The 15,588-nt window shown below is 45.0% G+C and carries 13 protein-coding genes and 1 pseudogene; 12 read left to right on the top strand and 2 right to left on the bottom strand.

Annotation, left to right across the window (positions count from 1 at the left end; translation table 11 throughout):
* Positions 1-129 precede the first annotated feature (129 nt).
* The 5 genes and pseudogenes from pflB to M1D67_RS11095 all read left to right on the top strand — a co-directional run bounded on the left by pflB (position 130) and on the right by M1D67_RS11095 (position 6,815).
* Positions 130-2,355, top strand: coding sequence for a formate C-acetyltransferase (gene pflB / locus M1D67_RS11115; protein WP_020451683.1), 2,226 nt, complete (start codon positions 130-132; stop codon positions 2,353-2,355).
* A 60-nt stretch (positions 2,356-2,415) separates the two neighbouring features.
* The gene (pflA, locus tag M1D67_RS11110; RefSeq protein ID WP_023857519.1) at positions 2,416-3,174 is read left to right on the top strand and encodes a pyruvate formate-lyase-activating protein; all 759 of its coding nucleotides are present in this window, start codon (positions 2,416-2,418) and stop codon (positions 3,172-3,174) included.
* Positions 3,175-3,329: 155 nt separating this feature from the next.
* Complete coding sequence (locus M1D67_RS11105) at positions 3,330-4,532, top strand: DHH family phosphoesterase (protein ID WP_479831823.1); 1,203 nt, start codon at positions 3,330-3,332, stop codon at positions 4,530-4,532.
* A 127-nt stretch (positions 4,533-4,659) separates the two neighbouring features.
* Positions 4,660-5,814: pseudogene (locus tag M1D67_RS11100) on the top strand (glycoside hydrolase family 10-like protein); the annotation flags it as partial.
* Between the two features lie 143 nt (positions 5,815-5,957).
* On the top strand, positions 5,958-6,815 hold the full coding sequence (locus tag M1D67_RS11095) for a RhaT/GlcU family sugar-proton symporter (protein ID WP_020451679.1): 858 nt from the start codon (positions 5,958-5,960) through the stop codon (positions 6,813-6,815).
* 284 nt (positions 6,816-7,099) lie between these two features.
* On the opposite strand, the gene M1D67_RS11090 is transcribed toward M1D67_RS11095, so the two are convergent.
* A complete protein-coding gene (locus M1D67_RS11090) occupies positions 7,100-7,825 on the bottom strand; it encodes an endonuclease/exonuclease/phosphatase family protein (RefSeq protein WP_020451678.1) in 726 nt (241 codons plus the stop codon).
* A gap of 123 nt (positions 7,826-7,948) precedes the next feature.
* Between M1D67_RS11090 and M1D67_RS11085 the strand changes: the two genes are divergently transcribed.
* The 4 genes from M1D67_RS11085 (at position 7,949) to arsC (ending at position 10,957) form a co-directional block, all read left to right on the top strand.
* Entirely contained in the window at positions 7,949-8,542 is a 594-nt protein-coding gene (locus tag M1D67_RS11085) for a YdeI/OmpD-associated family protein (protein WP_020451677.1), read from the top strand.
* Between the two features lie 207 nt (positions 8,543-8,749).
* The gene (locus M1D67_RS11080; protein ID WP_020451676.1) at positions 8,750-9,097 is read left to right on the top strand and encodes an ArsR/SmtB family transcription factor; all 348 of its coding nucleotides are present in this window, start codon (positions 8,750-8,752) and stop codon (positions 9,095-9,097) included.
* A gap of 122 nt (positions 9,098-9,219) precedes the next feature.
* On the top strand, positions 9,220-10,515 hold the full coding sequence (locus M1D67_RS11075; protein ID WP_479831822.1) for an arsenic transporter: 1,296 nt from the start codon (positions 9,220-9,222) through the stop codon (positions 10,513-10,515).
* Positions 10,516-10,537: 22 nt separating this feature from the next.
* Positions 10,538-10,957: an arsenate reductase (thioredoxin) gene (gene arsC / locus M1D67_RS11070; protein ID WP_023857526.1), complete on the top strand. Its 420-nt coding sequence runs from the start codon at positions 10,538-10,540 to the stop codon at positions 10,955-10,957.
* A 229-nt stretch (positions 10,958-11,186) separates the two neighbouring features.
* Here arsC and M1D67_RS11065 read toward each other — a convergent pair whose 3' ends face one another.
* Positions 11,187-12,197 carry a LacI family DNA-binding transcriptional regulator gene (locus M1D67_RS11065; protein ID WP_023857527.1) on the bottom strand — a complete coding sequence of 337 codons (1,011 nt, stop codon included), beginning with the start codon at positions 12,195-12,197 and terminating at the stop codon, positions 11,187-11,189.
* 465 nt (positions 12,198-12,662) lie between these two features.
* On the opposite strand from M1D67_RS11065, the gene M1D67_RS11060 reads away from it, so the two are divergent.
* Genes M1D67_RS11060 through M1D67_RS11050 form a run of 3 tightly spaced genes read left to right on the top strand, consistent with a single transcriptional unit; the run spans position 12,663 to position 15,571 of the window.
* Complete coding sequence (locus M1D67_RS11060; RefSeq protein ID WP_025810020.1) at positions 12,663-13,667, top strand: TRAP transporter substrate-binding protein; 1,005 nt, start codon at positions 12,663-12,665, stop codon at positions 13,665-13,667.
* A gap of 54 nt (positions 13,668-13,721) precedes the next feature.
* On the top strand, positions 13,722-14,237 hold the full coding sequence (locus M1D67_RS11055) for a TRAP transporter small permease (RefSeq protein WP_026579627.1): 516 nt from the start codon (positions 13,722-13,724) through the stop codon (positions 14,235-14,237).
* A 38-nt stretch (positions 14,238-14,275) separates the two neighbouring features.
* Positions 14,276-15,571 carry a TRAP transporter large permease gene (locus M1D67_RS11050; protein WP_023857530.1) on the top strand — a complete coding sequence of 432 codons (1,296 nt, stop codon included), beginning with the start codon at positions 14,276-14,278 and terminating at the stop codon, positions 15,569-15,571.
* Positions 15,572-15,588 lie beyond the last annotated feature (17 nt).

The following is a 15,588-nucleotide window of genomic DNA, read 5'->3' as shown; positions in this document are numbered from 1 at the left end:
ACTTTCTTAAATTTGTTAACTATTTCACAAAACATGTGATTTTTATCACATTCAAAACTGTTATATTAAACATAAGATATAAATGCAACAACTGTTATATCATTTCAACTTGAAAAGAGGGGGATTTAAATGGAACAATGGAAAGGTTTCACCACAAACGTTTGGCAAAAAGAAGTCAATGTCCGCGATTTTATTCTCTCGAACTTTGAGCCATATCAAGGTGACGAATCGTTTCTCGAACCTCCGACGGAAGCTACATCGGCATTATGGGATCATGTAATGGACTTGACAAAAAAAGAGCGTGAAAACGGAGGCGTCCTCGATATGGATACAGAGATCGTCTCAACGATTACCTCGCACGGTCCCGGCTATTTGGACAAAGACTTGGAAAAAGTCGTCGGCGTTCAAACCGATGAGCCGTTTAAACGGTCGCTTCAGCCTTTCGGCGGCATTCGCATGGCGAAACAAGCATGTGAATCCTATGGTTTTGAATTGAATGAAGAAGTGGAAAGAATCTTTACCGATTACCGCAAAACCCATAACCAAGGCGTGTTTGACGCGTATACGGACGAAATGAAACTCGCCCGAAAGGTCGGAATCATTACCGGACTGCCTGATGCTTACGGGCGCGGGCGCATCATCGGCGATTACCGGAGAGTGGCGCTTTACGGCGTGGACTTCCTGATCGATGAAAAGAAAAAAGATGCGGCCGGCACCTCTCGCGTGATGTCTGAAGAAAACATCCGCCTTCGTGAAGAATTGTCAGAACAAATCCGGGCATTGAATGAACTTAAAGCACTTGCAGCAAGTTATGGCTTTGACATTTCCGAGCCTGCGGCGAATGCAAGAGAAGCATTTCAATGGCTGTATTTTGCCTATTTGGCTGCCATTAAAGAGCAAAATGGAGCAGCAATGAGCCTTGGCCGCGTGTCCACGTTCCTTGATATATACATCGAAAGAGATTTGAAAACGGGCGCATTAACAGAACAGGAGGCCCAAGAGCTTGTCGACCATTTTGTCATGAAGCTGCGCTTGGTCAAATTTGCACGCACACCTGACTACAATGAGCTGTTCAGCGGCGATCCGACGTGGGTGACAGAATCAATCGGCGGAATAGCGCACGACGGACGCGCACTCGTCACGAAAAACTCGTTCCGTTTCCTGCATACGCTTGACAATTTAGGTCCGGCGCCGGAACCAAATTTAACCGTCCTTTGGTCTGTCAGGCTGCCGCAAAAGTTTAAAAACTACTGTGCCAAAATGTCGATTAAAACGAGCTCGATTCAATACGAAAATGACGATATCATGCGTCCTGAATACGGGGATGACTACGGCATCGCCTGCTGTGTATCGGCAATGGCAATCGGCAAACAAATGCAGTTCTTCGGAGCACGCGCCAACTTGGCGAAAGCGCTTTTATATGCGATTAATGGCGGAAAAGACGAAAAGCATAAAATGCAAGTCGGTCCGGAAATGCCTCCGGTTGCTTCCGATGTGCTGGACTATGACGAGGTCATGCATAAATTCGATCAGACGATGGAATGGCTTGCAGGCTTGTACATCAATACGCTCAATGTCATTCACTACATGCATGATAAATATTGCTATGAAAGAATTGAAATGGCGCTGCACGACACGGACATTTTGCGGACGATGGCCACCGGGATCGCCGGCTTGAGCGTTGTGGCCGATTCGTTAAGCGCTATCAAATATGCCAAAGTCAATGTTGTCCGCGATGAAAACGGCATTGCCGTCGATTTTGAAACAGAAGGCGACTTTCCTAAGTACGGAAATAATGATGACCGCGTCGACGCGATCGCCGTTGACATTGTCAAGCGCTTTATGAAAAAACTGCGCAAGCACCAGACATATCGCCAGTCTGTTCATACCATGTCAATTTTAACGATCACGTCAAACGTCGTTTACGGCAAGAAAACCGGAAATACGCCGGATGGACGCCGGGCGGGAGAACCGTTTGCTCCAGGCGCGAATCCGATGCACGGCCGCGATACTAAAGGAACGCTTGCATCGCTGTCTTCAGTGGCAAAGCTGCCTTACAGCTATGCGCTCGACGGCATATCCAACACCTTTTCGATCGTCCCGAAAGCGCTTGGCAAAGACGAAGAGAGCCGCGCCGTCAATTTATCAAGCATCCTTGACGGTTACGCCGCAAAAACAGGGCATCACTTAAATGTAAACGTATTTAACAGAGAAACATTGCTCGACGCCATGGAACATCCGGAGGAATATCCGCAGTTAACGATTCGCGTCTCAGGCTATGCGGTCAACTTTATTAAGCTGACGAAAGAACAGCAGTTAGACGTTATCAGCCGTACCTTCCATGAATCGATGTAACGAGCATAAAGCGGAGCGCGGCCGAGGCGCTCCGCCCCATAAAAAGAGGTGATCTTCATCATGGATGGAAATATTCATTCGATCGAAACATTCGGAACCGTTGACGGTCCGGGCATCAGATATGTCGTCTTCACACAAGGCTGCCTGATGCGCTGTCAATTTTGCCATAATGCTGATACATGGGAAATCGGAACCGGAAAACAAATGACGGTTTCCGAAATCGTTCAGGATGTCCAGCAATATCTCCCGTTTATTCAATCATCAGGCGGAGGCATCACCGTTAGCGGAGGCGAGCCGCTTTTACAACTGCCATTTTTAATCGAGCTGTTCAAAGCCTGTAAAAGCCATGGCATACACACGGCGCTCGATTCGTCCGGCGGATGCTATTCGGCGGCGCCGGCATTTCAAGAGCAGATCAAAGAGCTGATCCAGTATACAGACCTTGTTTTGCTTGATCTCAAGCATATCAACAGGAAAAAACATATCAACCTGACAGGAATGCCGAATGACCACATATTGGATTTTGCCCGGTTTCTCGCTGATCATCAAGTCCCCGTCTGGATCCGCCATGTACTGGTTCCGGGGATCTCTGATATCGATGACGATTTAGCAGCCCTCGGCACGTTTATCGGCACGCTGGGGAACGTTCAGAAGGTGGAGGTTCTTCCTTATCACAAACTCGGCGTCTACAAGTGGGAAGCGCTTGGCCTGGATTATCCATTAAAAGGGGTTGAACCGCCAAGTGCCGCCAGGGCCGAAAACGCATACAGACTACTCACCGCCCACTTGCAAGGCGGAGCCATGCTGCAAGAAACATAAACCCTTTTAACCGGACAGACTTTTTCCAACAAAAAGCTGTCCTTTTTGTCTTACCGCACAACCGTATAAAAAATCCCTTTTTTTACAATAGTAAGATGAGAAAGATGCGCCTGCTGCGGCAGGCCGACAATAAAACAGCAAGGTGGGCGGGAAGCATGTATCATTTGTATTCTCACAACGACTTGGATGGAGTCGGCTGCGGAATTCTCGCAAAGGTGGCTTTTGGCGAACGGGTCGAGGTCCGCTACAATTCGGTCACCGGACTTGATATGCAAGTCGGACGTTTTTTGGAACGGACAAAAGGAAAAGAAAAACAGCATGAAGGCCTGTTTATTACCGACTTGTCCGTTCATCAAGAAAATGAAGAAAGGCTGGACCATTATGCTGAAGCGGGCGGAAAGGTCAAACTCATCGACCACCACAAAACTGCGCTTCATTTGAATGAACGTTCTTGGGGCATGGTAAAAGTTCAACATGAGGACGGCAGGCTCGCTTCAGCGACTTCTCTTTTTTATGAATACTTAATAGACAACGGCCATATTCAAGAGACAAAAGCGATGGATCAGTTCGTCGAACTCGTACGCCTCTATGATACATGGGAATGGGAACAGACGGACGCGCTCGAAGCAAAGCGCCTGAATGACCTGTTTTTTATGGTCTCCATTGACGAATTTGAGGAAAAAATGGTCCGGCGCCTTAAAGAAAGCGACGCGTTTTCATTTGATGAATTCGAAGAAAAAATCTTGGATATGGAAGAAGAAAAAATTGAACGGTATATCCGCAGGAAACGGCGGGAAATCGTTCAGACCTTCATCAATGCACACTGCGTCGGCATCGTGCATGCGGAATCCTATCATTCCGAAGTAGGGAACGAACTCGGAAAAACGTATCCGCACCTTGACTATATCGCCATCTTAAATATGGGCGGCAAAAAAGTGAGCCTTCGCACCATCCATGATGAAACAGATGTATCAGAAATCGCCGGCACGTTCGGCGGAGGCGGCCATGCCAAGGCAGCGGGGTGCCCGCTGACAGATGAAGCATTCAAGCTGTATGTGACTGAACCGTTTCCGCTGGAGCCCTTGAGAGCGGATGCCTTTAAAAACGTCTATAATGTAAAAGAGTCGGACAACGGCAGCCTTTATATCAACAGGGACGAAGACCAGTTTTTTCTCTTTCCTGGAGAACACGGCTGGAACATTCAATTAAACGGCGTGACTCAGCATGAGACATTTACTTCATTCGAAGAGGCAGAACGGTTTATTAAAAGAAATTATGCTGCATGGCTCGCAAGGGATGAAGCATTTGTCCAATATTTGATGCAGCAGGTGAAACAGGCGATCCAAACGACAGGCTAAAGACTTCGACAGTCTTGGCCTGTTTTTTTATATACAAAAAAGAACAGCTGGCATATAATAACAGAAAGTTCCGATTTTTCCAAAAGGGGAGATGTTCATGAAAGAAAAGAACACAAGCTGCAAAACAAAAGAATTTCGGGCCGTGTGGATCGCCACCGTCACAAACATTGACTGGCCTTCGAAAAAAGGGCTGACAATCGAAGAGCAAAAAACAGAATATGTGAAGCTTTTGGATGCTGTGACAGCCATGGGGATGAACGCAGTTGTCGTTCAAATTAAGCCGGCGGCGGATGCGTTTTACCCTTCCGCATACGGGCCGTGGTCGGAATACTTAACAGGCGTTCAAGGAAAAGACCCCGGCTACGATCCGCTGTCATTTTTGCTCGAAGAAACCCACCGGAGAAAGCTTGAATTTCATGCATGGTTCAACCCTTATCGGATCACGATGAATCATACGGATTTGAACAGGCTCTCACAGGATCACCCGGCTAGAATGCACCCCGATTGGGTCGTTGCCTACGGCAGACAGCTGTATTACAATCCCGGCATTCCTGAGGCACAGGAATTCATTGTCCAAGGCATAACAGAGGTCGTCAAGAATTACCAAGTCGACGCCGTTCATATGGATGACTATTTTTATCCGTATAAAATTGCGGGCGTCGAATTTCCCGACTTGAGCACGTATGAACAATATGGAAAGGACCGTTTTTCAAATATTGAAGATTGGCGGAGGGACAACGTCAACCAGCTTGTCAAACAGATCAACGCCGCCGTCAAAAAAGAAAGAGCATCGGTCAAATTTGGAATCAGCCCCTTTGGTGTATGGCGCAATATAGCAGATGATCCGACGGGATCGAATACAGCCGCCGGAATGACAAACTATGACGACCTTTATGCTGACACGAGGGAATGGATCAGGCAGGGATACATCGATTACATCGCCCCGCAAATCTACTGGAGCATCGGCTTTGCCCCGGCTTCCTACGACATTTTAGTAGACTGGTGGAAAAATGAAGTCAGCCAACGCCCCGTTCATTTATACATCGGACAAGCAGCCTATAAAATCAATCAAAACTCAGATCCTGCCTGGTCAGACCCTGAAGAATATCCGCGACAGATCGCCTTAAACCGCGAATCAATGGTGATGGGAAGCATCCATTTCAGCCTGAAAGATTTAAACCGGAACCCGCTCGGCATAAAAGACAGGCTGATCCAGGACTTGTACAAAAAACCGGCAGCTATTCCCGGTATGCCTTGGCTTGACAGCGTAAACAGCAAACAGTGAAAACTGATATTTTAGTGATACGGCCGCCGGTAACAGTACCAATCCATTTTGACAATGTTCAAAATGGATTTTTTGTGTTAAAAATCGCATGAATAGAGCACCTTAATAGATAAAAACAAGGAAAGAAAGGTTTACATCAAATGGACATTTTCTTAGCGATTTTACCAGCGATTTTCTGGGGAAGCATTGTGCTCTTTAATGTAAAGCTTGGGGGCGGACCGTACAGCCAGGTGCTCGGTACGACATTCGGCGCTTTAATTTTTTCAATCGGAATCTACTTCGTCGTCCAGCCTGAATTATCCCCCCGTATATTTGCCGTCGGCGTCGTCTCCGGACTATTTTGGGCGCTCGGTCAGACCAATCAGCTGAAAAGCATCAAGTTGATCGGCGTGTCTAAAACGATGCCGATCTCAACAGGACTTCAGCTTGTATCCACTTCTTTGTTCGGCGTGCTTGTTTTTCGCGAGTGGGCGACGACAATCTCGATTGTTCTCGGGATTCTGGCGCTGATTTTCATCATCGTGGGAATCGTGCTGACATCGCTGGAAGACCGCAGCCAAAAATCGGAGGAAAAAACCGGCGACATGAAAAAGGGAATCGTGATTTTGCTGATTTCCACATTCGGCTATCTCGTGTATGTCGTCGTCGTACGGCTTTTCGATGTCAGTGGCTGGGCGGCTCTTTTTCCTCAGGCTATCGGCATGGTAGCCGGTGGCTTGATCTTGACATTCAGGCATAAGCCGTTTAATTTTTACGTCATCAAAAATATCATTCCGGGTTTAATCTGGGCAGCCGGAAACATGTTTTTATTCATTTCCCAGCCGCGGGTCGGCGTAGCGACCAGTTTTTCGCTATCGCAGATGGGAATCGTCATCTCAACGCTCGGCGGCATTATTTTGCTCGGCGAAAAGAAAACGAAGCGGCAGCTGATCGGTATCGCCATCGGCATTATATTAATCGTCGCAGCCGGCGTTTTGCTGGGCATTGCAAAAGCTTAAAGGACGGCTTCTAAAGCCGTCCTTAAGCTTTTTGACAAAATCCCAAAACGATATTTAGTTTTGGGATTTTGTCATCCTTTCAGCGTGATTGAAAACCCTTGCAGTCTAGGAAGACCGAGCATCGGAAGCTGACTTTCACAGGATGTGATGACGGCGGCGTTCAGGCAGGACGCCTGGGCGGTTAGCCGCCGATCCTTCTCCTATTCGTGAGCACCGACGCACAGGCCTGACAACGAATGCGAGGGTTTGTCGACACGCTGAAGGACGGCTTCTCAAGCCGTCCTTTAATATGTGACAATGCCCTTAAGCGGCAGGTGGTCGGAAGCGTTCGGATCAACGGCGACAACTTCAGCCGCTGACACATGAAAAGACCGGCTGAGGAAGATGTAGTCCAAGCGTCGTCTCGGGCGGTGCGAAGGGTGGGTGAACCCCTGTCCGTATTGTCTTTCATCCCACAGGTCGGCCAGTTTTTCCGCGACCTTTTTCCACCCCCGTGAATGAGGTTTCATATTAAAGTCTCCCATGACGATCACAGGCAGATCACTCTCTTGAACCCTCTCGATTAAAAAATCCGTCTGCTTGCCGTGAAGCCACGGATTCAGGCTCAAATGCGTAACAAAAACGCGAAGGAGCCGATCACCGATCCGGACATCAGCCTCAAGAAGAGACCTTCCTTCGATCAGCCCTTTGACAAAGTTGAATGAATGATGCCGTTCTTTCACAATCGGAAAACGCGTTAAGAGAGCGTTCCCGTATTGCCTGTTCACTGAAGAATCACCGGAACTCAATGAAAGGGAGGGGCAGTACGCATAGTGCATGTTCAATTGTTCTGCTAACGAGCCGATTTGGTCTTCGTAATCGCTTCTATTGGAGAAATGCTGATCTACTTCATTAAGGCCGACGATGTCGCAGCCGCTCTCGGCGATCACACCGGCTGTTCTCTCTAAATCAACGCGACGGTCCCTTCCTTTTCCATGATGGATATTAAATGTCATGATGCCAAATTTCATAATCAACCCGCCTCTTCTTTAAGCTAAGCATATTGTACCTCCGGAACGATTAAAATATTTCTGCTGTCGGCGGAGCGAGATTAGGTTAAAATGACATTATGATATAAAGAGGAGTGTTCCTTGATGACAAATAGCAGAACGAATCCAAAGGTTGATGAATTTTTAAGCAAAGCCGAGAAGTGGAAGGGAGAGTTTGAGAAGCTGCGTCAAATCGTTCTTGACTGTGAGCTGAACGAAGATTTCAAGTGGAAGCATCCTTGCTATACGTTCGAGAATAAAAACATCGTATTAATCCATGGATTTAAAGAATATTGTGCGCTCTTGTTTCATAAAGGCGCCTTGTTAAAGGACCCCAACGGGATTCTTATCCAGCAGACGGAGAATGTACAAGCCGCGCGGCAGATTCGATTCACCAATGTACAAGAAATAGCTGAAATGGAAACCATCTTGAAAGCTTACATCAATGAAGCGATTGAAGTGGAAAAAGCCGGTCTTGAAGTAGAGTTTAAAAAGGCTGCGGAATATACGATTCCAGAAGAGCTTCAAAAAAAATTCGCTGAAATCCCAGCTTTAAAAACGGCGTTTGAAGAATTGACGCCGGGACGGCAAAGAGCATATATTCTTTATTTTTCTAAACCAAAACAATCCAAAACCCGAGAATCGAGGATTGAAAAATATACAAAGCAAATTCTTGATGGAAAGGGATTGAATGACTAGTCTATTTCGCAACTACCGTTTTCATGAGAGAGGCGAATCATAACCATATGGCCGAAGAAGCGGTGAATTGATTAGTGAAGGGCCGCTCAATTTTTCGAATGGCACGAGATCCATACCTTGATGATCACCGCTTGATTATATAAAAAGACATTTATATAATGGAGGCAATATACCGGCTGCAAAGCGCCTGAGATTGGAGGGAATGTCATGACCGTACAAACGAAGCTTGATTCGAAAAGCACGGTGAGCTGCATGAAGATATTGAACGATTCGACCCGGCTCTTGATCCTGAAACTGCTTCAGGAGAAACCTTATTGCGTCTGCCAGCTTGTCGATATGTTTGAAACAAGCCAGCCCGCCATCAGCCAGCATTTACGAAAGCTGAAAAGTGCAAATATGATCAAGGAAGAAAGAAGGGAGCAATGGCGCTTTTATTCGCTTCATGACAACTTTCCGGAACGCGAATTGGTCCTTGCCATTCTCAATCAGATCGATGAACACGATGAGGTTCTTCAAACCGTTAAAAGAAAAGAAAGACCCGTTTCGTGCCAATAAAAAAGCAGAGGGAGGACGGTTCCCTCTTTTTCATTTCACTTTTTATATAAGCATTGACTTATATAACGATTTTATTATAAGATGTGTCCGGAGAGGAAACCTATGAAGGAGGCGTACACGCGATGACGACAGTCTTAGCCATTTTGATTTTTCTGCTGACCCTCACGCTTGTCATTTGGCAGCCGAAAAATCTATCCATCGGCTGGTCGGCCTGCGGAGGTGCGGTGCTGGCTTTCATCAGCGGGGTCGTCAATTTTCAGGATGTATTAGATGTGACGGGAATCGTATGGAATGCGACTTTGGCTTTTGTCGCGATCATCATCATCTCCCTGATTCTTGATGAAATCGGATTTTTCGAGTGGGCCGCCCTGCACATGGCCAAGGCAGCGAAAGGAAACGGCATTCGGATGTTCGTCTATGTCTCCCTGCTGGGAGCCATAGTAGCCGCGCTGTTTGCCAATGACGGAGCTGCTTTAATTTTGACGCCGATTGTGCTTGCCATGGTACGCGCGTTACATTTTCAAGAAAAGCTCGTTTTTCCTTTTATTATCGCAAGCGGATTTATCGCGGATACAACATCGCTGCCGCTTGTTGTCAGCAACCTTGTCAATATTGTCTCAGCAGACTTTTTCAACATCGGATTTATCGAATATGCGACAAGAATGATTGTTCCAAACCTGTTTTCGCTTATTGCAAGCATCATCGTGCTTTTTTTGTTTTTCAAAAAAAGCATTCCGCGGCATTATGACATGACAAATGTAAAACAGCCGGCGGAAGCGATTAAAGACAGGAAAATATTCCGCTTGTCATGGCTCATATTAGCCGTTCTGTTGGCCGGTTACTTTATCAGCGAGCTGTTCTCGATCCCTGTCTCGATCATCGCAGGCGTGATCGCCGTCATTTTCTTAATTACAGCGAAAAACAGCCCCGCGGTACAAACGAAGAAAGTGCTGAAGGGAGCGCCTTGGGCGATCGTTTTCTTCTCAATCGGGATGTATGTCGTGGTATATGGTTTAAGAAATGCCGGCTTAACAGATATTCTCTCACAGGTCATCCAGACCGTCAGTGATCAAGGGCTGTTTGCCGGAACAATCGGAATGGGCTTTATCGCAGCCACCCTGTCTTCATTCATGAATAATATGCCGACGGTGATGATTGATGCGCTTGCGATTCACAATACCGACACACACGGGATTCTCAGAGAAGCGCTGATTTACGCCAATGTCATCGGCTCTGATCTCGGTCCGAAAATCACGCCGATCGGCTCCCTGGCGACGCTTTTGTGGCTTCACGTCCTTTCACTGAAAGGCGTAAAGATTTCTTGGGGAACCTATTTTAAAACAGGTGTCATTTTGACCATTCCAACCCTGTTCATCACGCTTGCCGGACTTTATGTGTGGCTGCTGATTATCCACTAAACATGATAGGAGACGATGACCAATGTCAAAAAAGACCATCTATTTTTTATGCACAGGCAACTCCTGCCGCAGCCAAATGGCTGAAGGCTGGGCGAAGAAACACCTCGGAGACGAGTGGAACGTCTACAGTGCAGGGATTGAAGCGCACGGTTTAAACCCGAACGCGGTCAAAGCCATGCGAGAAGCAGGCATCGATATTTCTGAGCAGACGTCCGATATCATTGATCCCGATATCTTACACAACGCAGACCTCGTCATTACGCTGTGCGGGGACGCGGCTGATAAATGCCCGATGACACCGCCGCACGTCAAGCGCGAGCATTGGGGTTTTGACGATCCCGCCAAAGCAGAAGGGACAGAAGAAGAAAAATGGGCATTCTTTCAGCGTGTACGCGATGAAATTGGAGAACGGGTCAAGCGTTTTGCGGAGACAGGCGAATAAATACAAAGCTCAGGTATTGTTACCTGAGCTTTGTATTTTTTAGAAACATCTATTTTTGATAAAGAAAGAACGTACCAAAAGGCATGCGGCCGTTCATGTAAAAATTCAAAAATCAATTTACCGAGAAATTCTGTAAAATCCATTGCCAGAGGCTGAATGAGTACCAAGGGATTCCCGGGGATTTTTCACTTTAATAAGAAAAGATGACCTGAAAGACTCGTTTTAAATGTTAATTGTTTTCTTTACCTAAAACTGCTGGAGAAGCGCATGACATTCTGACGTTTAATTCAGGGTCCATTTTTTGAGTTAATGGTATTGAGCCCGGCTCACGAATAAGAGACAGCAGAGAATCGACCATTTTGTGAGCCAATTGATCGATTGGAACCCCTACGCTCGTCAGCGGGGTTTCAAGGCTTGCCATTTGAGGAATATTATCATAAGAAATTAAAGATAGGTCTTCGGGTATGCTGAGCTGTTGTTCCTTTACGGCTCGTAAAATCCCTACACTGATATCGTAGCTTCCGCTAATAATAGCTGTAGGTTTTGAGGTTTGTTGTAACAGTTTTTTCGCAGCGGTGTAACCGTTATACCAGCTTAACCCATTAGTATTTAAAATACTGTTTCGACTTAACTTTAAACCGGCTTCCATCATAACCTCTTCAAACCCTTTGCTTTTTTCAATCTGACGCTTATCGGCAGGGGAAAGGTCTCCGACGTAGCTAATGTTTTTGTGGCCAAGTTGATACAGATACGCAACGGCTTTGTAAATTGCTTTTTTATGATTGACATCGATAATAGGATGTGTATGTTCACCTGACACTCCGTAAGATAAGATAGGAATCGTTAATCCAGTATCATCACTGAGCTGAGTTTCGCCGCCTTCTTCAAAAATCATGATCCCATCCACGCGAAAACTCTTGAACAATTCCACTGCCTCTTTAGCTCTGTTAACGGATAAAATCATTGAATAGCTGTTCTTTTCGACCACTTCATTTATTTTTGTAACAAGTGCCGATAAAGCGATTCTTTCAATTGTAGGCCAGACAAGTCCGATCGTTTGACTTTTTTTAGATGCCAAGCTTCTCGCTGCAAAATTCGGAGTATACCCTAATTGTTCGGCAACTTGCAAGACCTTTTTCTTTGTATCCGGTTTTACAAGAGGGCTGTTTCTTAAAGCCTTTGAGACTGTTGAATAGCTTACTCCGGAAGCGTGGGCGATGTCTTTAATAGTTACAGTCATTTTGGACCTCCAAAAAATCCTTAAAAATATAATATTGCAAATTTTCGAAAATGATTTTATGATAATAAATAACAACGTTGTTATTATAAATGATACATTATAAAATAACAATCATATACATCTTCCGAATAAAATAACAACGTTGTTAAAAGGGTTTTCGGATCATGAAGCAGCGTTGATTTTTAACAACGTTGTTAAACTTTACATAAAGGAGGGGAAGTGTGAGAAAGACGATCATCTAATGTCTTGCGCCGCTAAAATATTACACAAATTGTTACTGAACATCATCGGAAACGGTATTCAGGGGATAAACCGAAACATACAATGCAAAAATTTTACTTATTCGTTCACTATTTGAGCGAAATTGTAAACGCTATCAAAAAAATATGACGATGAAAGAAATCATGAATCGCAATCAATCATTGCTTAGAAAGCAACGGTCATGAGATTCAAGGAGGGTAGTTCATGAGAAAAATGCTATCCGTGTTTTTTGTATGCGCTTTAATCTTTGGGATGCTTACGGGATGTAAAAGCAGCGATGTAATAGGCGCCGATAAAACCGTAACGTTACGGCTTGCTCACAACCATAATGAGGAGCACCCCATCCACAAGTCTTTACTCAAATTTTCAAAAGACGTAGAAAAGAAAACCAATGGCACCGTTAAAGTGCAATTGTATCCAAATGCTCAGCTCGGTTCAGAGCGTGAAGTGATTGAATTGACACAAACCGGGGCTGTCGATCTGGCTAAAGTAAGTGCGAGCGCTTTAGAAAGTTTTTCAGAGGTCTACTCCATCTTCAGCCTGCCTTATTTATTTGACAGCAAACATCATTTCTATGAAGCCATGGACAGTGATATTGCAAAAGAAATGTATGATACAACGAAAAACATAGGTTTTATTGGATTAACCTACTATGATGCCGGTTCACGGAACTTTTACACAAAGAACAAACCGATTATGCACCCAAATGACCTTAAAGGTTTAAAAATTCGGGTGCAGCCGAGTGCTACAGCGATTCGAATGGTCGAACTCATGGGTGGAGCACCTACTCCAATGGCTTATGGAGAAGTGTATACAGCATTGCAGTCAAGTGTAATCGATGGCACCGAAAACAACGAAATGGCTTTAACAAGCAGCAATCACGGGGAAGTGGCAAAAGAATATTCATACTCAGAACATGCGATCGTTCCGGATATTTTAATCATGAATTTGGACAAAAAGGATCAATTAAGCGAAGAGCAGCAGCATGCGGTGATCGAAGCGGCGAAAGAATCTACTGAGTATCACAAAATCGTTTGGGCTGAGGAAACTGAAAATGCGGTTAAGAAAGCAAAGGAAATGGGAGTGAAGTTCCACAAACCAGACAAGACTCCATTCCGGGAAGCGGTAAGCCCGCTTCATGATGAGTTTGCCAAAAAAGAATTGATCGGAAAATACTATAGGAAAATTGTGCGAAAGCTAAAAAAGTAAAATGACTCTGGATGAATGAGGGACTCGAATATGTTTCGATAAGGGGGGATGTATATGCTAGCTTTAAAAAAAGCAGTGAATAAAACGATTGAATGTTTGACTTGCACACTAATGGCCATCATGGTTTTGGTTGCGATATGGCAAGTATTTACGCGATATGTACTAAATTCTCCCAGTACGTTTTCAGAAGAATTTTTACGCTATTCACTGATATGGATCTCTATGTTGGGCGGTGCCTATGCATTTTGGAAAAAAAAGCACTTGGCGATTGAATTTATCGTTCGAAAACTTCCAATAAAAGCAGCTGTTTTCGTGCATACTTTCATTCAGATTCTTTTGATTGCTTTTGCTCTGATTGTGTTGGTCTTAGGAGGTTCGAAAGCAGTGATCACCACAATGGAGCAATCTTCAGCAGCATTAGGGATACCGGTGGGATTTGTTTATCTATCACTTCCTGTTGCAGGCATACTCATCATTGGATACAACTTGGCCGGTTTATATGAATCTTTACATGAATTCAATTCAAAACAAAAGTCAGGTGATGATGTAAAAAAAGCAGCAAAGATGTGACTGAGGCTTTTTGAAAACTAAAAAAGAGGTGAAATGATATGGCCATAGCAGCAGGTCTCATTTTATCGGCAGTATTCTTCATATTGTTGTTTCTCGGCGTTCCGATTTCTGTAAGTATTGCGGCGGCATCCATTGTAACAATGCTTACCATTTTTCCTTTTGATGTTGCCATTTTCACTTCGGCGCAAAAAATGGTCACTGGAATCGACAGCTTTGCTTTATTAGCGGTACCGTTCTTCATTTTATCAGGCATTATTATGAATAATGGCGGTATTGCAATGCGGCTCATTAACTTCGCAAAATTGATCAGCGGCAGGCTGCCCGGTTCTCTGGCCCATACAAATGTTGTCGGAAACATGTTATTCGGTTCCATTTCCGGTTCGTCTGTAGCTGCGGCGGCGGCAATCGGCGGGGTCATGTCGCCGCTGCAAGAAAAAGAAGGATATGACCGGACTTACTCTGCCGCAGTAAATATTGCTTCTGCACCAACTGGTTTGCTTATTCCGCCTAGCGGTCTTTTGATCATTTTCTCATTAGTCAGCGGCGGAACATCTGTAGCCGCTTTATTTATGGCGGGCTATTTGCCCGGAATATTGTGGGGGCTGGCTACGATGGTTGTCGCCTGTATGATTGCAAAAAAGAAAAAGTACCCTGTTGCGCCAAAAATTACGATTAGTCAAGGTTTTAAAGTGCTGCTCGATGCGATTCCAAGCCTGTTGCTCATTGTAATCGTAATCGGGGGTATTATCGCCGGTGTTTTTACAGCAACTGAAGGAGCGGCAATAGCGGTGGCTTATTCCTTATTGTTATCGCACTTTTATAGGACATTGAAATGGAAACAGCTCCCCCAAATGCTGCTGGAAACGGTAGAAATCACAGCCGTTATTATGTTTTTGGTTGGGACATCAACGATGCTCTCATTGGTCATGGCGTTTACAGGCATACCGACGGCAATCAGCAATGGAATTCTAGGGATTACAGATAACCCAATTTTGATCTTGCTGTTGATGAATATCATCTTATTAATAATCGGTACATTTATGGACATCACTCCGGCTGTATTAATTTTCACTCCAATCTTTCTGCCAATTGTTCAAAGCTTTGGCATGGATCCCGTGCATTTTGGAATTATGATTGTATTTAACCTTTGTATCGGCAATATCACTCCTCCTGTGGGAAGTGCTCTGTTTGTGGGCTGCAGCATAGGTAAAGTTGATATTGAACGAGTGGTTAAACCGATTCTGCCATTTTATGCTGCGATCATGATCGTCCTTTTAATTGTTACCTACATTCCACAAATCAGCTTAATGCTGCCTCAATTATTTGGACTTTAAGACAGGAGGCGTCTATT

It is taken from the genome of Bacillus sp. PK6-025, from assembly GCF_056530265.1.
Note: the sequence above shows the minus strand (reverse complement) of the source record. Positions and strands in the feature narration are given on the sequence as shown.